Annotated in this window: 15 protein-coding genes; 13 read left to right on the top strand and 2 right to left on the bottom strand. The window is 63.3% G+C overall.

Annotation, left to right across the window (positions count from 1 at the left end):
* Positions 1-356: 356 nt before the first annotated feature.
* Positions 357-3,647, bottom strand: coding sequence for a PAS domain S-box protein (locus H7995_RS16545; protein WP_166591451.1), 3,291 nt, complete (start codon positions 3,645-3,647; stop codon positions 357-359).
* A gap of 68 nt (positions 3,648-3,715) precedes the next feature.
* On the bottom strand, positions 3,716-4,606 hold the full coding sequence (locus H7995_RS16540) for a LysR family transcriptional regulator (RefSeq protein ID WP_166591452.1): 891 nt from the start codon (positions 4,604-4,606) through the stop codon (positions 3,716-3,718).
* A gap of 148 nt (positions 4,607-4,754) precedes the next feature.
* Here H7995_RS16540 and leuC point away from each other — a divergent pair, with 148 nt between their 5' ends.
* The 13 genes from leuC to H7995_RS16475 all read left to right on the top strand — a co-directional run bounded on the left by leuC (position 4,755) and on the right by H7995_RS16475 (position 20,204).
* Complete coding sequence (gene leuC / locus H7995_RS16535) at positions 4,755-6,173, top strand: 3-isopropylmalate dehydratase large subunit (protein ID WP_185818625.1); 1,419 nt, start codon at positions 4,755-4,757, stop codon at positions 6,171-6,173.
* A gap of 11 nt (positions 6,174-6,184) precedes the next feature.
* Positions 6,185-6,829: a 3-isopropylmalate dehydratase small subunit gene (leuD, locus tag H7995_RS16530; RefSeq protein WP_185818624.1), complete on the top strand. Its 645-nt coding sequence runs from the start codon at positions 6,185-6,187 to the stop codon at positions 6,827-6,829.
* Positions 6,830-6,983: 154 nt separating this feature from the next.
* Complete coding sequence (locus H7995_RS16525; protein ID WP_166591455.1) at positions 6,984-7,751, top strand: class I SAM-dependent methyltransferase; 768 nt, start codon at positions 6,984-6,986, stop codon at positions 7,749-7,751.
* Positions 7,752-7,804: 53 nt separating this feature from the next.
* Positions 7,805-8,887 (top strand): 3-isopropylmalate dehydrogenase, encoded by a 1,083-nt coding sequence (gene leuB / locus H7995_RS16520; RefSeq protein WP_185818623.1) that lies wholly within the window; start codon positions 7,805-7,807, stop codon positions 8,885-8,887.
* 67 nt (positions 8,888-8,954) lie between these two features.
* A complete protein-coding gene (gene asd / locus H7995_RS16515; protein WP_166591457.1) occupies positions 8,955-10,067 on the top strand; it encodes an aspartate-semialdehyde dehydrogenase in 1,113 nt (370 codons plus the stop codon).
* A 222-nt stretch (positions 10,068-10,289) separates the two neighbouring features.
* A complete protein-coding gene (locus tag H7995_RS16510) occupies positions 10,290-11,300 on the top strand; it encodes an aspartate-semialdehyde dehydrogenase (RefSeq protein WP_166591458.1) in 1,011 nt (336 codons plus the stop codon).
* Between the two features lie 196 nt (positions 11,301-11,496).
* Positions 11,497-14,376 (top strand): motility hub landmark protein FimV, encoded by a 2,880-nt coding sequence (locus H7995_RS16505; RefSeq protein WP_185818622.1) that lies wholly within the window; start codon positions 11,497-11,499, stop codon positions 14,374-14,376.
* A 416-nt stretch (positions 14,377-14,792) separates the two neighbouring features.
* Positions 14,793-15,617: a tRNA pseudouridine(38-40) synthase TruA gene (truA, locus tag H7995_RS16500; protein WP_166591469.1), complete on the top strand. Its 825-nt coding sequence runs from the start codon at positions 14,793-14,795 to the stop codon at positions 15,615-15,617.
* A 63-nt stretch (positions 15,618-15,680) separates the two neighbouring features.
* The gene (locus H7995_RS16495) at positions 15,681-16,313 is read left to right on the top strand and encodes a phosphoribosylanthranilate isomerase (protein ID WP_185818621.1); all 633 of its coding nucleotides are present in this window, start codon (positions 15,681-15,683) and stop codon (positions 16,311-16,313) included.
* 272 nt (positions 16,314-16,585) lie between these two features.
* Positions 16,586-17,506, top strand: coding sequence for an acetyl-CoA carboxylase, carboxyltransferase subunit beta (gene accD / locus H7995_RS16490; protein ID WP_166591461.1), 921 nt, complete (start codon positions 16,586-16,588; stop codon positions 17,504-17,506).
* Entirely contained in the window at positions 17,503-18,810 is a 1,308-nt protein-coding gene (gene folC / locus H7995_RS16485; RefSeq protein WP_166591462.1) for a bifunctional tetrahydrofolate synthase/dihydrofolate synthase, read from the top strand. The genes accD and folC overlap by 4 nt, the downstream gene beginning before the upstream one ends.
* Complete coding sequence (locus tag H7995_RS16480; RefSeq protein ID WP_166591463.1) at positions 18,794-19,447, top strand: SPOR domain-containing protein; 654 nt, start codon at positions 18,794-18,796, stop codon at positions 19,445-19,447. The genes folC and H7995_RS16480 overlap by 17 nt, the downstream gene beginning before the upstream one ends.
* A 196-nt stretch (positions 19,448-19,643) precedes the next feature.
* Positions 19,644-20,204 carry a CvpA family protein gene (locus H7995_RS16475; protein ID WP_166591464.1) on the top strand — a complete coding sequence of 187 codons (561 nt, stop codon included), beginning with the start codon at positions 19,644-19,646 and terminating at the stop codon, positions 20,202-20,204.
* Positions 20,205-20,245 lie beyond the last annotated feature (41 nt).

Here is a 20,245-nt window from a genome sequence, read left to right as displayed (position 1 = left end):
GGGGGGGGGGGGGGGGGGGGGGGGGGGGGGGGGGGGGGGGGGGGGGGGGGGGGGGGGGGGGGGGGGGGGTGGGGGGGGGGGGGGGGGGGGGGGGGGGGGGGGGGGGGGGGGGGGGGGGGGGGGGGGGGGGGGGGGGGGGGGGGGGCGGGGGGGGGGGGGGGGGGGGGAGGGGGGGGGGGGGGGGGGGGGGGGGGGGGGGGGGGGGGGGGGGGGGTGGGGGGGGGGGGGGGGGGGGGGGGGGGGGGGCCAAGCTAACCGTACGGTGCCAAGGAAAAAATAGGATATTTCTGAATTGTAAGTAGGTTCGTTCCCCGTTCGGGTATCGATGTAGCGCCCGGCGTAAGTCAAACCGCCTCTCATTTGAGCAATAACTGAAACTCCTCCACCGGCAACGGCCGGCTATGCAGGTAGCCCTGGTACAAGTGGCAGCCCAGGCCCTGCAAAAACTCAAGCTGTTCCGGGGTTTCCACGCCCTCGGCGATGACTTCCAGTGCCAGGCTGCGGGCCATGGCGACGATGGCGCGGATGATTTCGGCGTCGTTGGGGTCGCTGGTGGCGTCGCGAATGAACGACTGGTCGATTTTCAAGGTGTCCACCGGCAGGCGCTTGAGGTAGGTCAGTGACGAGTAGCCGGTGCCGAAGTCGTCCATGGCAAAGCTGACGCCGAGTTTTTTCAGGCGACGCATTTTGCTGATGGTGTCCTCCAGGTTCTGGATCACGATGCCTTCGGTGATTTCCAGTTTCAGCAGCGAGCAGGGCAGGCCGTGGCTGCTGAGGCTGCGCTCGATGCGCTCGACGAAATCGACCTGGCGGAACTGTCGCGGGCTGATGTTCACGCACAGGCTGAAGTTCAGCGGGTTGACCTTGCCCCGGGTGATCAGTTGCTTGAAGGCCTGGCAGGCTTCATCGAGGATCCAGGTGCCGACTTCGAGGATCAGCCCGCTGTCTTCCAGCACCTTGATGAATTCGTTCGGCGACTGTGCGCCCAATTGCGGGTGGGTCCAGCGCACCAGAGCTTCGGCGCCGACGATACGGTTGTCGCGGGCATCGACCTGGGGTTGGTAGTGCACCCGGAATTCTCCCCGCGACAGGGCCAGGCGCAGGTCGGTTTCCATGCGCAAGCGCTCGCTGGCGGCCTTCTGCATGGTGTTGTGGTACATCTGCGTGGTGTTGCGCCCCGAGTCCTTGGCCCGATACAGGGCAATGTCCGCGCGCTTGAGCAGGTCGGTGGGGGTCGAGCCATGGTCGGGAATCAAGGCCACGCCGATGCTGGGGGTGACCTGCAGGCGGTGGCCGTCGAGGAACATCGGCTCCGACAGCAGTTCGCGCAGGGTGTCGGCCAGGTCCCGCACCTGATCGCTGACTTCATTGCGCGAGCCTTCCAGGCCACTGAGCAGCACCACGAACTCGTCACCGCCCAGGCGGGCCACGGTGTCTTCCATGCGCACGCTGGCTTCCAGGCGCGCGGTGATGATCTTCAGCACCGTGTCGCCCACCGGGTGGCCCAGGGAGTCATTGATGTGCTTGAAGTGGTCGAGGTCGAGGAACAGCAGTGCGCCGCGCAGGTTGTGGCGCTTGAGCAGGGCAATCTGCTGGCTCAGGCGGTCCATCAGCAGGGCGCGGTTGGGCAGGTTGGTCAGGGAGTCGTGGTAGGCCAGGTGGCGGATCTGCGCTTCGGCGTTCTTCAGCAGGCTGACGTCCCGCGCGGTCAGTAGCAGACAGTCGGTTTCGTTGAGGGTGATCGGCTCCACCGAGACTTCGACGGTGAGCAACTGCCCGCTCTTGTTGCGCCCGAGCATTTCCAGGTGGTGGACCCGGCCCTTGAGTTGCAACTCCGCCAGCAGCATGGAGCGCTGCTTTTCTTCAGCCCAGATACCCACTTGGTACACGGTCTTGCCGATCACCTCCTCGGCGCGGTAGCCGGTCAGGCGGCAAAAGCCATCGTTGACCTCCAGGTAACGCCCGGTGTCGCGCTCGGTGATGGTGATGGCGTCGGGGCTGGAGTGAAACGCCTTGGCGAATTTCTCTTCGCTGGCCTTGAGCGCGGCCTCCGAACGCTGTTGCTGGGTAATGTCGCGCAGGGTGGTCACGATGCACGGTTGCTCGCCGACGCTGATTTGCCGGCTGGAGATCACGCAGGTCAGGGATTGGCCGTCCTTGTGCTGGACCATGATCGCTACATTGTTCAGGCCCTGTTCGCGGATCACCTGTTCGATCCGCCGCAGGCTCTGCGCCGAGGCGTCCCACAGGCCGATGTCGTCGGCGCTGCGGCCGATCACGTCGGCGGCGGTCCAGCCGAAGGTCTGGGTGAAGCTGTTGTTGATTTCGATGAACTGGCCGCTGTCCTGGCGGGTCACGCAGATCGGGTCCGGGCTGACCTGGAACAGGGTGGCGAACTTCTCTTCGGAGGCCACCAGGCGCTGTTCGCGCTCCACCTGGTCGGTGATGTCCAGCAAGGTCCCGGCCATGCGCAAGGGCTGGCCCTTTTCGTCGCGATACAGGCGCGCGCGGCTTTCCAGGTAGCGCGAACTGCCATCGGCCAACTGCACCCGATAAGTCAGCTGGTAGTTGCCCGCCGGGCCTTCACGCAGGCTGCGGTAGGCGTCGCGCATGCTGTCGCGTTCTTCGCCGGGCACCCCTTCGAAAAATTCCTCGAAGGACTCATGAAAGGGGATGGGTTCCAGCCCGTGCAGTTGGGCGGCCCGCGCCGAGCCGTAGAGCATGCCGCTGGGGATGTGCCAGTCCCAGGTGCCCAGTTGGGCGGAATCCAGGGCCAGGTCCAGGCGCTCCTGGCTGTCCTTGAGTGCGTGTTCGGCGATTTTGCGTTCAGTGGTGTCGAGAAAGGTGCTCAGCAGGTAGGGCTGGCCTTCGAGTTCGACCTTCTGCGCGCTGAGGATACCGTCATGGACCTGCCCGTTGCTGGCACGAAACTGCACTTCCATGCTGACCAGCTCGCCCTTGGCCTTGGTCGCCTTGACCAGCTTGGCCCGCTGTTCCGGGTGCACCCACAGCCCCAGCTCCAGGGTGGTACGACCAATGGCGTCCTGCACCGGCCAGCCGAACAGGCTTTCGAAATACTGGTTGGCCTCGGTGATCAGGCCGTCTTCCTGGCGGGTCAGCAAGACCATGTTGGGGCACAGGTGAAACAGCGTGGCGAAGCGTTTTTCCGAGCTGCTCAGGGCCTGTTCGCGCTGGCGCTGATGGGTGATCTCGCGGATCACCCCGATCATCCGTGGCCGACCCTGTTTGTCCGGCAGCAGGCTGCCGCTGATTTCCAGCCAGTGCAGGCTGCCATCCGGCCAGCGGATGCGGTGGTGCATCACTTGTTCCAGGGGCGCGCCGGCGATGACTGCGTTGAATGCACGCAGGGTCTTGGGCCGGTCCTCGGGGGGCAGCAGGTCGAGGTATTCAAGGTCTGCCGGCAAGGGGTGCCGGGGGTCGAAGCCGAACAATGCCTGGGTGCCTCGCGACCAACTGATCAGCCCGCGCTCGATGTCCCAATACCAGGCACCCAGGCGCGCGCCGTTAAGGGCGGCCAGCAACTGCGGAGCGCTTTCCCAGCTTTGCTCCGACGTGTGGGGGTCAAGCGCCTGGATACGCGGCATCAATGGCGTATGGGAACGAGGGCGGTCAACAGAATTGGGCATTGGTAGCAGGCCTTGGGCTGAATGTGGCGTTAGGCACGGGTTTTGCGGCTCTATAGGAGTAGCACAAGTTAGCCATCAGTCCCTGGCAAATCGATCTGTGCGTCCAGCAAAGCCATGAAGGCCCGCGCGGCATTCGACAACGTCCTTTCGGTGTGCACGATATAGCCTAGCTGGCGAGTGAGTTGTATGCCCGGCAATGGGATGCGTGCCACCTGTTCGTCGAGCATGGTGCGCGGCAGGACGCTCCAGGCCAGGCCGATGGACACCATCATCTTGATGGTTTCCAGGTAGTTGGTGCTCATGGCGATGTTGGGCGTCAGTCCCTGGGCCTCGAACAGGCGCTGGACGATGTGATGAGTGAAGGTGTTGCCGCCGGGGAATACCGCCGGGTGCAGCGCGATGTCGACCAGGCTGACCGCGCCGTTGCTGATCAGCGAATGCTCGGGGGCGACCACGAAATCCAGCGGGTCGTCCCAGACCGGGGTGGCCTTGACCAGGGTGTGGGGTTCCGGGGCCAGGGTAATCACCGCCAGTTCGGCACGGCCGTGAAGGATCTCTTCGTAGGCCACTTCCGAGTCGAGGAACTGGATGTCCAGCGCCACCTCGGGGTATTGGCGGGTGAACGCCCTCAATAAGGGGGGCAAGCGATGCAGGCCGATATGGTGACTGGTGGCCAGGGTCAGGCGACCGGTCACCTCGCCGGTCAGGTTGGTCAGGGCGCGACGAGTGTCATCCAGCACGTTGATGATCTGGTAGGCCCGCGGCAGCAGGGCGCGCCCGGCTTCGGTCAGGCCCACTTCACGACCCAGGCGATCGAACAGGCGAACCTTGAGCTGTTGCTCCAGGCCGGCGATGCGTTTACTGATGGCCGGCTGGGTCAGGTGCAGGCGTTCACCGGCGCCGGAGAAGCTGCCGGTCTCGGCGATGGCAATAAAAGCATTGAGGTTGGCCAGGTCCATGTTTGTATTCCAGTTGGTTATCCAAAGCATAAAAAATATGAATTTGAGTTATTTAATGTAACCCCATAGGATCGACCTCACAAGCCAAGGGGTTATTGAGTCGCTCAAGGCCCAGGGCATAGAAACAAGCTGATGAGGAAAACGTCTGATGGCCGGCAAAACGCTCTACGACAAGCTCTGGGATTCGCATTTGGTCAAGCAGCGCGACGATGGTTCGGCGCTGATCTATATCGATCGTCACATCATTCACGAAGTGACCTCGCCGCAAGCCTTTGAAGGCCTGCGTCTGGCCGGGCGCAAGCCGTGGCGCATCGATGCCAACATCGCGACCCCGGACCACAACGTACCGACCACCCCGGAGCGCAAGGGCGGCATCGACGCCATTGTCGACCAGGTCTCGCGTTTGCAGGTTCAGACCCTCGACGACAACTGTGACGAGTACGGCATCGTCGAATTCAAGATGAACGACGTGCGCCAGGGCATCGTTCACGTCATCGGCCCGGAGCAGGGCGCCACCTTGCCAGGCATGACCGTGGTCTGCGGCGACTCCCATACCTCGACCCACGGCGCCTTTGGTGCCCTGGCCCACGGCATCGGCACCTCCGAGGTCGAGCACGTGCTCGCCACCCAGTGCCTGGTCGCCAAGAAAATGAAGAACATGCTGGTGTCCGTCGAAGGCACCTTGCCGTTCGGCGTGACGGCCAAGGACATCGTGCTCGCCGTGATCGGCAAGATCGGTACCGCGGGCGGCAATGGCCATGCCATCGAATTCGCCGGTAGCGCGATTCGCGAATTGTCGGTCGAAGGCCGCATGACCATCTGCAACATGTCCATCGAAGCCGGTGCCCGTGTAGGCCTGGTGGCCGCCGACGAAAAAACCGTGGCGTACGTCAAAGGCCGTCCATTCGCCCCGAAAGGCGCAGAGTGGGACTTGGCTGTCGAAGCCTGGAAAGACCTGGTTTCCGATGCCGATGCGGTATTCGACACCGTCATCGAACTCGACGCGAGCCAGATCAAGCCGCAAGTCAGCTGGGGCACTTCGCCCGAGATGGTCTTGGCGGTGGACCAGAACGTGCCGGACCCGGCCAAGGAAATGGACCTGGTCAAGCGCGATTCCATCGTCCGTGCCTTGAAGTACATGGGTTTGACCGCCAATCAGGCGATCACCGACATTCAGCTGGATCGCGTGTTCATTGGCTCTTGCACCAACTCGCGGATCGAAGACTTGCGCGCGGCAGCCGTGATCGCCAAGGGCCGCAAGGTGGCCTCGACCATCAAGCAAGCCATCGTGGTCCCGGGTTCGGGTCTGGTGAAGGCCCAGGCGGAGTCGGAAGGCCTGGACAAGATTTTCCTCGAGGCCGGGTTCGAATGGCGTGAGCCAGGTTGCTCGATGTGCCTGGCGATGAACCCGGACCGCTTGGAAAGTGGCGAGCATTGCGCGTCCACCTCCAACCGCAACTTCGAAGGCCGTCAGGGCGCCGGTGGTCGTACCCACCTGGTCAGCCCGGCCATGGCCGCCGCAGCCGCTGTCAACGGCCGTTTCATTGACGTCCGCGAATTGATCTGAAGGAGCGCAGCATGAAAGCTTTTACCCAGCACACTGGTCTTGTCGCGCCTCTGGATCGTGCCAACGTCGATACCGACCAGATCATTCCCAAGCAATTCTTGAAGTCGATCAAACGCACCGGTTTTGGTCCGAACCTGTTCGACGAGTGGCGCTACCTCGATGTCGGGCAGCCGTACCAGGACAACTCCAAGCGTCCGCTGAACAAGGACTTCGTGCTCAACGCCGAACGTTATCAGGGCGCCAGCGTGTTGCTGGCCCGTGAGAACTTCGGTTGCGGCTCGAGCCGCGAGCATGCGCCGTGGGCCCTGGAAGAGTACGGGTTTCGCAGCATCATCGCGCCGAGCTACGCCGACATCTTCTTCAACAACAGCTTCAAGAACGGCTTGCTGCCGATCATCTTGAGCGACGCTGAAGTCGACGAACTGTTCGAGCAAGTGCAAAGCACGTCGGGCTATCAGTTGCAGGTCGACCTGCAGGCCCAGACCGTGACCCGTCCCGACGGCAAGGTGCTGAACTTCGAGATCGACGCCTTCCGCAAGCATTGCCTGCTCAACGGCCTGGACGACATCGGCCTGACCTTGCAGGACCACGAGGCGATTGCCACGTTTGAGGCCAAGCACCGGGCGAGCCAGCCGTGGCTGTTTCGTGACGCGTGATTGATACGAGATTCAGGTAGGTAGTGCTGTCCTCATCGCGGGCAAGCCCACTCCCACAGTGATGTGTGCTGTTCACAAAACCTGTGGGAGCGGGCTTGCCCGCGATCAGGTCAGATCAGGCACCACAAGGCTAACCACCTAATAGGAAGTCCCCATGACCCGCACCACCCAGCACACCCAAGTCGTACAAAAGCAATTCGGTGAGCAGGCCACGGCCTACCTGAGCAGTGCCGTGCACGCCCAGGGCACTGAGTTCGCGCTGCTCCAGGCCGAGGTGGCGGGGCGCGCTGATGCGCGGGTGCTGGACCTGGGCTGTGGCGCCGGGCATGTGAGCTTTCACGTGGCTGCGCTGGTCAAGGAAGTGGTGGCCTACGACCTGTCGCAGCAGATGCTCGATGTGGTCGCCGGCGCTGCGGTGGATCGTGGCTTGAGCAACGTTTCGACAGTCCTGGGTGCCGCCGAGCGGTTGCCGTTCGCCGAGGGTGAATTCGACTTCGTCTTCAGCCGTTATTCGGCGCACCATTGGAGCGATCTCGGCCTGGCCCTGCGCGAAGTGCGTCGGGTATTGAAGCCGGGCGGGGTGGCGGCGTTCATTGATGTCTTGTCGCCGGGTAGCCCGTTGTTCGACACTTACCTGCAGAGCGTCGAAGTGCTGCGCGACACCAGCCATGTGCGCGACTATTCCGCCGGCGAGTGGTTGCGCCAGGTCAGTGAGGCAGGGTTGTCTGCCCGCAGCACCAGCCGTCAGCGCCTGCGCCTGGAATACAGCTCCTGGGTCGAGCGCATGCGTACCCCCGAAGTGATGCGCGGGGCGATCCGCGAGCTGCAACAGGCGATGGGCAGCGAAGTGCGCGAGTATTTCCAGATCGAAGCCGATGGTTCGTTCAGCACCGACGTGCTGGTGTTGATGGCCGAACGCTAGAATTTTTCCGGGCGTGCCTCGTATGGCGCGCCGACTGATGACATGAGGAACCCATGAGCAAGCAGATTCTGATTCTCCCAGGCGACGGTATTGGTCCGGAAATCATGGCCGAAGCAGTCAAGGTGCTGGAGCTGGCCAGCGACAAGTTCGCCCTGGGCCTGGAATTGAGCCACGACGTGATCGGCGGCGCGGCCATCGACAAGCACGGTGTACCGCTGGCGGACGAAACCCTGGAGCGCGCGCGCGCGGCCGACGCTGTAATGCTGGGCGCCGTGGGCGGCCCGAAATGGGACACCATCGAGCGTGACATCCGCCCTGAGCGCGGCCTGCTGAAAATCCGTGCGCAACTGGGCCTGTTCGGCAACCTGCGTCCGGCGATCCTTTACCCGCAACTGGCCGAGGCGTCCAGCCTGAAGCCGGAAATCGTTGCTGGCCTGGACATCCTGATCGTCCGCGAACTGACCGGCGGCATCTACTTCGGCGCGCCACGCGGCACCCGTATCCTGGAAAACGGCGAGCGCCAGTCCTACGACACCCTGCCGTACAGCGAAAGCGAAATCCGCCGGATTGCCCGTGTCGGTTTTGACATGGCCATGGTTCGTGGCAAGAAGCTGTGCTCGGTGGACAAGGCCAACGTGCTGGCGTCCAGCCAACTGTGGCGCGAAGTGGTCGAGGAGGTGGCCAAGGATTACCCTGAGGTCGAACTGAGCCACATGTACGTCGACAACGCTGCCATGCAACTGGTGCGTGCACCCAAGCAGTTCGACGTGATCGTCACCGACAACATGTTCGGCGACATCCTGTCCGACCAGGCGTCGATGCTCACCGGCTCCATCGGCATGCTGCCGTCGGCGTCCCTGGACACCCACAACAAGGGCATGTACGAGCCTTGCCACGGCTCGGCGCCGGATATCGCAGGCCTTGGCATTGCCAACCCGCTGGCGACCATCTTGTCGGTGTCGATGATGCTGCGCTACAGCTTCAACCAGCAGGCGGCGGCCGATGCCATCGAGCAGGCGGTGAGCCTGGTCCTGGACCAGGGCTTGCGCACTGGCGACATCTGGTCGGCCGGTTGCCGCAAAGTCGGAACGCAGGAAATGGGCGACGCAGTAGTCGCCGCGCTGCGGAATCTGTAATCTCTCGGGCCCCGCTTGTTGCTGATGCCGGCAAGCGAGCCCACTTTTTGTAAAAGGTGTAGTTGCGATGAAACGTGTAGGTCTGATCGGTTGGCGCGGTATGGTCGGTTCCGTGCTCATGCAGCGGATGCTGGAAGAGCAGGATTTTGATCTCATTGAGCCGGTGTTTTTCACCACCTCCAATGTCGGTGGGCAAGGCCCGTCCGTGGGCAAGGATATTGCTCCGCTCAAAGACGCTTACAGCATTGAAGAGCTCAAGACCCTCGACGTGATTCTGACCTGCCAGGGTGGCGACTACACCAGTGAAGTCTTCCCCAAGCTGCGTGAAGCCGGCTGGCAGGGCTACTGGATCGATGCCGCTTCCAGCCTGCGCATGCAGGATGACGCCGTTATCGTACTGGACCCGGTAAACCGCAAGGTCATCGACCAGCAACTGGACGCGGGCACCAAGAACTACATCGGCGGCAACTGCACCGTCAGCCTGATGCTGATGGGCCTGGGTGGCCTGTTTGAGGCCGGTCTGGTGGAGTGGATGAGCGCCATGACCTACCAGGCGGCCTCCGGTGCCGGCGCGCAGAACATGCGTGAGTTGATCAAGCAGATGGGCGCGACCCACGCCGCGGTTGCCGATGAACTGGCCAACCCGGCCAGCGCCATCCTCGACATCGACCGCCGTGTGGCCGAAGCCATGCGCAGCGATGCGTACCCGACCGAGAACTTTGGCGTACCACTGGCTGGCAGCCTGATCCCGTGGATCGACAAGGAACTGCCGAACGGCCAGAGCCGTGAAGAGTGGAAGGCCCAGGCCGAGACCAACAAAATCCTCGGTCGCTTCAAGAGCCCGATCCCGGTGGACGGCATCTGCGTGCGTATCGGCGCCATGCGCTGCCACAGCCAGGCGCTGACCATCAAGCTGAACAAAGACGTGCCGATCGCCGATATCGAAGGCCTGATCAGCCAGCACAACCCATGGGTCAAGCTGGTACCGAACAACCGCGAAAGCAGCATGCAGGAGCTGAGCCCAACCAAGGTCACCGGCACCCTGAATGTACCGGTTGGCCGTCTGCGCAAGCTCAACATGGGCACCCAGTACCTGGGCGCGTTCACCGTCGGCGACCAGTTGCTGTGGGGCGCGGCCGAACCGCTGCGTCGCATGCTGCGGATCCTGCTGGAACGTTGATCGGTTGATGTCATGAAAAAACCCGCGCCTCGCGAGAGGCGCGGGTTTTTTTTGCCCACCGAAAGTCCGTCATCGCGGGCAAGCCCGCTCCCACAAGGATTGCGTTGAACCCTGTGGGAGCGGGCTTGCCCGCGATGGAGTCGATACAGACACTGCATAATTGCCTGTGCGCCACCCACCCGGTAAAGTGCCGCTCCCCCCCGTTTCGCCTGAGGTAGAACCATGAGCCAGACCTTTGATATCGCCGTTGTCGGCGCCACCGGTACTGTCGGCGAAACCCTCGTCCAGATTCTCGAAGAGCGCGACTTCCCGATTGCCAACCTGCACCTGCTGGCCAGTAGCGAATCGGCCGGGCATTCGGTGCCGTTTCGCGGCAAGAACGTGCGGGTGCGGGAGGTCGATGAGTTTGATTTCAGTAAGGTGCAACTGGTGTTCTTCGCCGCAGGCCCGGCGGTCACCTTGAGCTTTGCCCCACGGGCGACGGCCGCCGGCTGCTCGCTGATCGATCTGTCCGGCGCCTTGCCGGCCGAGCAGGCGCCCCAGGTGGTGCCGGAAGCCAATGCCCAGGTGCTGGCCGGCCTGAAAAAGCCGTTCCAGGTCAGCAGCCCGAGCGCCTCGGCAACCACCCTGGCAGTGGTGCTGGCGCCGTTGCGCGAGCTGCTGGATCTGCAGCGAGTGACCCTGACCGCCAGCCTGGCGGTGTCCACTCAGGGGCGCGAGGCGGTGACCGAACTGGCCCGGCAGACGGCCGAGCTGTTGAACGTGCGTCCGCTGGAGCCGCGCTTTTTTGATCGGCAGATGGCATTCAACCTGCTGGCCCAGGTCGGTACACCGGATGCGCAAGGCCACACCCTGCTGGAAAAACGCCTGGTCCACGAACTGCGCGCGGTCCTCGGACAGCCGGCGCTGAAAATTTCCGTGACTTGCGTTCAAGCCCCGGTGTTTTTTGGCGATAGCTTTAGCGTGACCCTGGCGTCGGCCAGGCCGGTTGACCTGGCGGCAGTCAACGCCGCGCTGGAGGCCGCCGAGGGTATCGAGTTGGTGGAGGCGGGCGATTACCCGACGCCGGTCGGCGATGCGGTCGGCCAGGACGTGGTCTACGTCGGTCGGGTTCGCAGCGGGGTCGACGACCCGGCGGAACTTAATCTGTGGCTGACGTCAGATAACGTGCGCAAAGGTGCGGCACTCAACGCGGTGCAAGTGGCCGAGTTGTTGATAAAAGACCTTGTGTAAAAGATACTTGGCAACAATTTTCAGAATGATTCTAGCTGAGCGCTATGCTTGCAAGCGGAGCGTCTGCGCAGGCTCTCTGGCGTGTCAGTGAAATAATCGCGTGCAGCCTCATCCGGGGCCTGTGCGCAATGCCTTGTGGCAGCGACAAACAACACCTTCTCGCTGGCCGAGGAATGTTCAAACAAAGGATGAGGCTATGGTTCAAGTTCGCAAACTGGTGTTAGCAATAGCGGCCGCCTCGGCGCTGTCCTCCGGTATGGCGCATGCCCTTGGGCTCGGGGAACTGACCCTGAAGTCGACCCTGAACCAACCGTTGGTGGCCGAGATCGAGCTGCTCGATGTCAAGGACCTCACGGTGGCCGAAGTGGTGCCGAGCCTGGCCTCAGCCGATGACTTCGCCAAGGCCGGCGTGGACCGCCAGGCGTTCCTCAATGACCTGACCTTTACCCCGGTGCTCAATGCCAATGGCAAAAGCATTCTGCGGGTGACCTCCAGCCAGCCACTGTCCGAACCCATGGTCAAGTTCCTGGTCCAGGTGATGTGGCCCAATGGCCGCCTGCTGCGCGACTACAGCGTGCTGCTCGACCCGTCCAAGTTCTCGCCGCAGACAGCCGAGGCGGCCGGACAGGCTGCACCGGCGATCAATGCGCCGGTGACCGGGGCGACGGCACAACACACCACCGTGACCCGCGACACCCTGTGGGACATCGCCGCGAAGGCGCGCAACGGCGGTTCGATCCAGCAGACCATGCTGGCGATCCAGGCGCTGAACCCGGATGCCTTCATCGATGGCAACATCAACCGCCTGAAGGCCGGCCAGGTCCTGCGCCTGCCGGATGCCACGCAAATCAGCCAACTGCCCCAGGCCCAGGCCATTGCCGAGGTGGCTGCGCAGAACAAAGCCTGGCGCCAGGGCCGTCGTTATGTGCCACGGACCCAGGCCCAGCAACTGGATGCCACCGGTCGTGCGCCTGACGCGGCTGCGGCGCAGGGTGCGGCCCGCGACAGTTTGAGCCTGGTCTCGGCCGAGTCGGGCAAGAAAACCGGTAAAGGCGCGGTCGGCGATAGCAAGGGCATCAGTAACAAGCTGGCGGTGACCCAGGAAAGCCTGGACACCACCCGGCGGGACAATGCCGAGCTGAAAAGCCGCGTGGCCGACCTGCAGAGCCAGATGGACAAGCTGCAACGCTTGATCGAACTGAAGAACAATCAACTGGCCAAGTTGCAGGCTGAAGGCGGCGCGACGCCTGAGGCTGCTTCGCCCGAGGCGCTGCCTGCGGAGTTGGTGGCCCCGGCCGCGACCACGCCTGCCGAGTCCGTACCGGCTGCGGCGCCTGCACCGGTGGATGCTGCACCGGCCGCGACCCCTGATGAAACCCCTGCCAAGGCGACACCCGAGCAGACCTACAACGAATTGCTGACCAATCCGCTGTTGATGGGGCTGATCGGCGGTGGTGCGATTGTCCTGGCGTTGCTGCTGTTGTTGCTGGCACGCCGGCGCAAGGCGCAGCAGGAGGCCGAGAAGCACGTACGCATGGCGCGTGCGTTGGCCGAGGAATCGGATTTCAACGACGACCTCGACCTGCCGGAGAGCAGTTTTGAAGGCCTCGAAGAACCGGCTCCGACCGCCAAGCTGACCACCGCGCCGACGCCTGCGCCGACGCCTGCGCCGGTCGCTGCGGCGGTTGTTACCCCGGTGGTGATGACCACGCCGATTGCTGCGCCGTTGGTGGCACCGGCCGGCGAGCGGGCGGACGACGTGCTGGGCCATGCCCAGGCCCATATCGACGAGGGGCGCCTGAACCAGGCCGCCAGTCTGCTCAAGGAAGGCATCAAGCAGGAGCCGCAACGCAGCGAGCTGCGCCTCAAGCTGATGGAAGTCCACGGCATGCAGGGCGATCGTGATGCGTTCGTGGTGCAGGAGCGCCAGTTGGTTGCCAATGGCAAGAACTTTGCGCAAGTCGAAGAACTCAAGAGCCGCTTCCCGGCCATGGCTGCGGTCGCGGCAGTGGGTGGCATCGCTGCCGCGGCGGTAGCCGCCGAACTGGATGCGCAATACGTCAAGGACCTGCTGCAGGACGAGCCGCAAGCCCCCGCGCCGAGCGCTGAAGACCAGGCGCTGGGCGATGATCTCGACAGCGCCTTCGACCTCGACCTGGATGCACCGCAGGCCGCCTCGCCAGTCGAGCCGGCTGCCGCAGAGGTTGCGCCGGAAGATGACTTCGATAGCGCCTTTGATCTCGATCTTGATCAGCCGCAGGAGCCTGCTGCGGCACCGGCGGCACCAGAGGTTGCGCTGGAAGATGACTTTGATAGCGCCTTTGATCTCGATCTGGATCAACCACAGGAGCCTGCTGCGACACCCGCGGCGCCAGAAGCTGCGCTGGATGACGACCTCGATGCCGCCTTCGATCTGAGCCTGGACGAACTGGAGGCGGTGTCGCCGGCTGTGGTCGCGACCGAGCCGGTTGCCGAACTGGAAGACTTCCCGCTGGACGACGACCTGAGCTTCGAGTCGGTGTTGCAGCAGCAGACTGACGCGCCGCAAAGCCCGGCCGACCTGGCGGATTTCGACCTGGACCTGGCTGGCGATGTGCCGGAGTCGGTCCTGGCTGAAGACGCCGCGGTGCTGAGCCTGGACGATAAGCCCCAGGACCTGGCCGCAAGCGAAGAGCCGGCGGTAGCCGAGGTGACGCCTGACGATCTGGAGTTGCCGGCGGATTTCGACCTGTCCCTGGCTGATGAAATGGATCCCCTGGCCAAGCCGGATGATTTCATCACCGACCTGGATGATGTGCACGCCGAGCTGGACCGTTTTGCCGAGGATCTTGAGCATCCGCCTATCGGCGAGCCGAGCTTCACCGCCGAAGATGCGGCGCTGGCCATGGACAGCGACGAGCCAGAGTTCGACTTCCTGTCGGGCACCGATGAAGTCGCCACCAAGCTGGACTTGGCCCAGGCCTACATCGACATGGGCGACAAGGACGGCGCGCGGGATATCCTGGGCGAGGTGCTCAGCGAGGGTGACGACGGACAGAAGAGCGAAGCCAAGGAGATGCTTGCTCGCCTGGTGTGATTCAGCACCTCTGGAAGCGGTAAACCTGTTGGAGGTGCTGACGGCTGCGATCCTTTGATCTTGGCTTTGTGGGCATATCCATTGGTGGGGGCGGGGCGGAACCATAGGTGGCCGTTACCACAATAATGGATATGTACTCCGCCTAAACCAACACGCCAGAAGCCCACAGGACGCTGCAAAGTTGTGTAGATACCTATCGATGAGGTCATCCATCCAACATCAGTGGCACCTGACGCACCGCCATCCCGGACAAGCGAAGCGCCGCCGGGCCGGGTCCCACAGGCTCACTGTGAGCGAGCGCAAAACAAAAAACAGCGCGAACATGGCATCCCCGGCGCACACCCTTATAATGCCCGCCTTAGCGTAAATCAGCAGGCTGTCACCCCTTGGCAAATATAGATAACCCGGCCGCCGAAATGGCGGCCGACGGCTTTTTCCGGATCGCGTTGGGCGTTGAATACAAAGGCTCGCGCTACCGCGGCTGGCAGCGCCAGGCCTCCGGCGTGGCCACTGTGCAACAAGCCCTCGAAACGGCCTTGTCGAAAGTCGCCGATTCGCCAGTGTCCCTGCATTGCGCGGGACGTACCGACGCCGGCGTACACGCCTGTGGCCAGGTGGTGCATTTCGACACCCAGGTCGAGCGTTCGCTGAAGGCCTGGGTCATGGGCGCCAACATCAACTTGCCTCACGACATCAGTGTCAGTTGGGCCAAGGTCATGCCGGCGGATTTCCATGCGCGTTTCAAGGCCATTGCCCGGCGTTATCGTTATGTGATCTACAACGACCAGATTCGCCCGGCCCACCTCAACGAGGAGGTGACCTGGAATCACCGGCCGCTGGATGAGCAGCGCATGGCCGAAGCCGCGCAGTATTTGCTCGGCACTCACGATTTCAGCGCCTTTCGCGCGGGGCAGTGCCAGGCCAAGTCGCCGGTCAAGCAGATCCATCACCTGCGTGTGACCCGGCACGGCAAAATGATCGTGCTGGACATCCGCGCCAATGCCTTCCTGCATCACATGGTGCGCAACATCGCCGGGGTGCTGATGACCATTGGTACCGGCGAGCGTCCGGTGGAGTGGGCCAAGGAAGTGCTGGAGAGCCGGATTCGTCGCACTGGCGGGGTCACGGCGCATCCTTTCGGGCTGTACCTGGTGCAGGTCGAGTACCGGGATGAGTTCCCGCTGCCAGAGCGTTACATCGGGCCGCACTTCCTCACCGGCTTCTCGGAACTTGACGGCTGACGCCTGCGAATGCATTTGCTACCATCCGGGACTTTCCCGGATTTGCCCTGAGGTTCCCCCGACATGCCAGCCGTTCGCAGCAAAATTTGTGGGATTACCCGCATTGAAGACGCGCTGGCGGCGGTCGCGGCCGGGGCCGATGCCATCGGTCTGGTGTTCTACGCCAAGAGCCCGCGGGCGGTCACGGTGCATCAGGCGCGGGCGATCATCGCCGCGCTGCCGCCGTTCGTGACCACCGTGGGCTTGTTCGTCAATGCCAGTCGCTGCGAGCTCGGCGAGATCCTCGATGCCGTGCCGCTGGACCTGCTGCAGTTCCATGGCGATGAAACCGCGGCCGATTGCGAAGGCTGGCACCGGCCCTATATCAAGGCCCTGCGGGTCAAGGCCGGGGATGATATCGCCGCTGCCTGCGATGCGTACCCCAGTGCCAGTGGCATCTTGCTCGATACCTATGTCGAAGGGGTTCCCGGTGGAACCGGCGAGGCCTTCGACTGGTCATTGATACCGCCGGGTTTGCGCAAGCCGATTATCCTGGCCGGCGGCCTGACGCCGGACAACGTGGCACAGGCCATCGCCCGGGTCCGGCCTTACGCGGTGGACGTCAGCGGTGGGGTAGAGCAGGGCAAGGGCATCAAGGATCACGCAAGGATTCACGCATTTATGCAGGCCGTACGCAGCAGCACCGCGACGATGTGACGGCTGGCAGTCTGCCGCCGTCCACTGCATGGTACAAAACATGCGCTGCACACAGCAGGCAGGCGTCGCCTTCGGGCGGGCCGGAACCGAAGTGGCAACCCCAAGCGCGGGTTGTCTGGATGGCTGAGGATGGAGTGCGTTGCAGGCAGGTCGCGGCCTAGTGCTGACCGCCGTAGCGTACCGATCATCGCCGCACACATGAATTTAGCTCAAGGGCATACACGGGGCTGCGAACCAGAGCGTTCGGGTCGCCGGTACTGGAGAAAGAAAGCATGAGCAACTGGTTAGTAGACAAACTGATCCCTTCGATCATGCGTTCCGAGGTGAAAAAAAGCTCGGTGCCTGAAGGTCTGTGGCACAAGTGCCCATCCTGCGAGGCGGTGCTGTACCGTCCGGAACTGGAAAAGACCCTGGATGTTTGCCCCAAGTGCAACCACCACATGCGCATTGGCGCCCGTGCACGGATTGACATCTTCCTCGACGCTGAAGGCCGTGCCGAACTGGGCGCGGAGCTGGAGCCGGTTGACCGTCTGAAATTCCGCGACGGCAAGAAGTACAAGGATCGCCTGACCGCGGCCCAGAAGCAGACTGGTGAAAAAGACGCCCTGATCTCCATGAGCGGCACCCTGCTGGGCATGCCGGTGGTGGTGTCGGCGTTCGAGTTCTCCTTCATGGGCGGCTCCATGGGCGCGATCGTCGGCGAGCGCTTCGTGCGTGCGGCCAACTATGCGCTGGAGCACCGTTGCCCGATGATCTGCTTCGCCGCTTCCGGTGGCGCGCGGATGCAGGAAGCCCTGATCTCGTTGATGCAAATGGCCAAGACCTCGGCGGTCCTGGCGCGTCTGCGTGAAGAAGGCATTCCGTTCATCTCGGTACTGACCGATCCGGTCTACGGCGGCGTTTCCGCCAGCCTGGCGATGCTGGGTGACGTGATCGTCGGCGAGCCCAAGGCCCTGATCGGCTTCGCCGGTCCGCGCGTGATCGAGCAGACCGTACGGGAAAAACTGCCAGAAGGCTTCCAGCGCAGCGAGTTCCTGCTGGAGCACGGCGCCATCGACATGATCATTGCCCGTTCCGAGCTGCGTCCACGCCTGGGTAACCTGCTGGCGCAACTGATGGGCCTGCCGACGCCCGAGTTCGTCGCCACACCTATCGAGCCAATCGTGGTTCCGCCGGTGCCTGCCAACCTATGACCCAACGTACCCTTGGCGAATGGCTCGCCTACCTTGAGCAGTTGCATCCCTCCGCCATCGACATGGGGCTTGCGCGCTCGCAAGAGGTAGCGTCCCGGATGGGGCTGGGCAAGCCGGCGCCTCGGGTGATCACGGTCACCGGCACCAACGGCAAGGGTTCTACCTGTGCGTTCGTGGCGTCTTTGCTGCGCGCACAGGGCCTGAAGGTCGGTGTCTACAATTCTCCGCACCTGCTGCATTACAACGAGCGGGTGCAGGTCAATGGCGTGCTGGCCACTGACGAACAGCTGTGCGAGGCCTTCGCTGCGGTGGAGGCGGGGCGTGGCGAAATCTCCCTGACTTACTTCGAAATGGGCACCCTGGCAGCGTTCTGGCTGTTCCAGCGCGCAGGCCTGGATGCGGTGGTCCTGGAAGTTGGCCTTGGCGGGCGCCTGGACACGGTCAACCTGGTGGATGCGGATATCGCGCTGGTCACCAGTATCGGTGTCGATCATGCCGACTACCTGGGCAATACCCGCGAATCGGTGGCCTTTGAGAAGGCCGGGATTTTCCGTCAGGGCGCCCCGGCGCTGTGCGGCGACCTCAATCCGCCGCAACCGCTGCTGGATAAGGCGCGCGAACTGGCCTGTCCCTTTTTCCTGCGGGGGCGCGATTTTGACCTGGGCGTGACCGACCAGCACTGGCAATGGCGCGGTGTCGACGGCCAGGGGCGTGCCCTTGAGCTGCGGGATCTGCCATTGCTCGACCTGCCGATGGAAAACGCCGCACTGGCGCTGCAGGCCTACGCCTTGCTGGGCTTGCCCTGGGTGCCTGAGCAGATCGCCGCGGCATTGCAGGCGACCCGCGTGGTCGGGCGCCTGGATCGGCGTCAGTTCAACTGGCATGGCAAGCGCCTGAACCTGATGCTGGACGTCGGGCACAACCCGCACGCGGCCGAGTACCTGGCGCAGCGCCTGGCGCGGCGTCCGGTGGCGGGGCGACGCCTGGCGGTCTTCGGTTTGCTGGCCGACAAGGATCTTGATGGAGTTGTCGGTGAATTGAGTGCTAGTGTCCAGCACTGGGCTGTCGCCCCGCTGGATTCTGCGCGTGCGCGCCCGGTTGCGGATTTACAGGCTGCATTGCAGAACCTTGGCGCGTCCGTGACCTCCTATGCAAGCGTGGCCGAGGCCCTGGAAGGGCAGAGCGCGCAGGCAACGGCAGACGACGAGATCCTGCTGTTCGGATCATTTTATTGTGTCGCCGAGGCCCTTGAATGGCTGGCCCGGCACTCCACGGAGGAAGCTGCAGATGGCTTTGCTGGATAACGCGTACAAGCAGCGGATGGTCGGCGCACTGGTGTTGGTGGCCCTGGCGGTGATTTTCCTGCCGATGCTGTTTTCCCGGGAGGATGAGCAGCGTCAGGTGGTGGTCCAGGCTCCGGCCGCACCACAGGCGCCGGTCATGCCTCAGGTGCAGGTCGAGCCGGTGGTGGTTCCCGAGCCGCAAGCGTTGCCGCAGGAGCCTGTGCCCAGCGATGCCGAAATTGCGATGGAACAGGCGCCAGAGGCCAGTGCGCCGACTGTCGCTCCGAGCGCGCCGATCGTCGCGGCCCCGGTGGTGACCAAGCCCGTCACTGCGCCGCCAGCACCCAAGCCTGCACCTGCTCCGGTTGCGCCAGTCAGCAAGCCTGACACCACCCAGAGTCGGGTCGATGCCAATGGCCTGTCGGTCAGTTGGTCGGTACAAGTGGCCAGCCTGGCCAATCGTGAAAGTGCCGAAAGCCTGCAGAAAACCCTGCGCAGCCAGGGCTACAACGCCTATATCCGCACGGCGGACGGCAAGAATCGGGTGTTCGTCGGGCCGCTGATCGAGCGCGCCGAAGCTGACCGTCTGCGTGATCTGCTGAACCGCAAGCAGAACCTCAAGGGTTTTGTGGTGCGTTTCCAGCCCGAGCGCGGCTAGTAACCCACCCAGTAGCAGTTGCCGAACCCTCCACCCCAAAGCACCGCAGCGACCCGTTTTACGGTCGCTGCGCAGCCGAACGCAGGCTTCGCCAGCTGCTACGGGCTGATTCTGTCGTCTCGTATGAAAATCGCAGCTTACCGATAGCCATGGGCTCTGCTAAAATGCGCCGCCTTATCCGTCTGTAGGCTGTACTGTGCCATTTACCTGGGTTGACTGGGCGATCGTTGCAATCATCGCCATCTCCGCTTTGATCAGTCTGAGCCGCGGCTTCGTAAAGGAAGCATTATCGTTGGTGACGTGGATCATCGCAGGAGCCGTTGCCTGGATGTTTGGTGGCTCATTGTCCGAGTACCTCGCCGGATACATCGAAACACCTTCGGCCCGCGTGATCGCCGGCTGCGCCATCTTGTTTGTGGCCACTCTCGTGGTGGGTGCAATGATCAATTATCTTATCGGCGAATTGATTCGCGTCACCGGCCTCTCCGGGACCGATCGATTCCTCGGCATGGCCTTCGGCGCTGCGCGTGGCGCGTTGCTGGTGGTCACCGCCGTCGGGCTCCTGAGCCTGGGCCCGGTACAGCAGGATTCATGGTGGCAGGAGTCGCGGCTCGTGCCACAATTTCTATTGGTTGCAGACTGGTCCAAAAACCTCATATTGGGGTGGAGCAGTCAGTGGCTGGCCAGCGGTATCAGCGTACCCGCTGACATACCGTTCAAGGAGCACCTCTTGCCGACGGCGAAAACGCCGCAGTGAGTCGTGTTCAGTTCAGTTTCATTAAGTAGGGGTTGCGTCGC

Source organism: Pseudomonas kielensis (genome assembly GCF_014236655.1).
Taxonomy (GTDB): Bacteria; Pseudomonadota; Gammaproteobacteria; order Pseudomonadales; family Pseudomonadaceae; genus Aquipseudomonas; species Aquipseudomonas kielensis.
Note: the sequence above shows the minus strand (reverse complement) of the source record. Positions and strands in the feature narration are given on the sequence as shown.

Coding starts and splice junctions, on each gene's coding strand:
- H7995_RS16545 (WP_166591451.1), bottom strand. CDS start 3,647: ATGCCCAATTCTGTTGACCGCCCTCGTTCCCATACGCCATTGATGCCG.
- H7995_RS16540 (WP_166591452.1), bottom strand. CDS start 4,606: ATGGACCTGGCCAACCTCAATGCTTTTATTGCCATCGCCGAGACCGGC.
- leuC (WP_185818625.1), top strand. CDS start 4,755: ATGGCCGGCAAAACGCTCTACGACAAGCTCTGGGATTCGCATTTGGTC.
- leuD (WP_185818624.1), top strand. CDS start 6,185: ATGAAAGCTTTTACCCAGCACACTGGTCTTGTCGCGCCTCTGGATCGT.
- H7995_RS16525 (WP_166591455.1), top strand. CDS start 6,984: ATGACCCGCACCACCCAGCACACCCAAGTCGTACAAAAGCAATTCGGT.
- leuB (WP_185818623.1), top strand. CDS start 7,805: ATGAGCAAGCAGATTCTGATTCTCCCAGGCGACGGTATTGGTCCGGAA.
- asd (WP_166591457.1), top strand. CDS start 8,955: ATGAAACGTGTAGGTCTGATCGGTTGGCGCGGTATGGTCGGTTCCGTG.
- H7995_RS16510 (WP_166591458.1), top strand. CDS start 10,290: ATGAGCCAGACCTTTGATATCGCCGTTGTCGGCGCCACCGGTACTGTC.
- H7995_RS16505 (WP_185818622.1), top strand. CDS start 11,497: ATGGTTCAAGTTCGCAAACTGGTGTTAGCAATAGCGGCCGCCTCGGCG.
- truA (WP_166591469.1), top strand. CDS start 14,793: ATGGCGGCCGACGGCTTTTTCCGGATCGCGTTGGGCGTTGAATACAAA.
- H7995_RS16495 (WP_185818621.1), top strand. CDS start 15,681: ATGCCAGCCGTTCGCAGCAAAATTTGTGGGATTACCCGCATTGAAGAC.
- accD (WP_166591461.1), top strand. CDS start 16,586: ATGAGCAACTGGTTAGTAGACAAACTGATCCCTTCGATCATGCGTTCC.
- folC (WP_166591462.1), top strand. CDS start 17,503: ATGACCCAACGTACCCTTGGCGAATGGCTCGCCTACCTTGAGCAGTTG.
- H7995_RS16480 (WP_166591463.1), top strand. CDS start 18,794: ATGGCTTTGCTGGATAACGCGTACAAGCAGCGGATGGTCGGCGCACTG.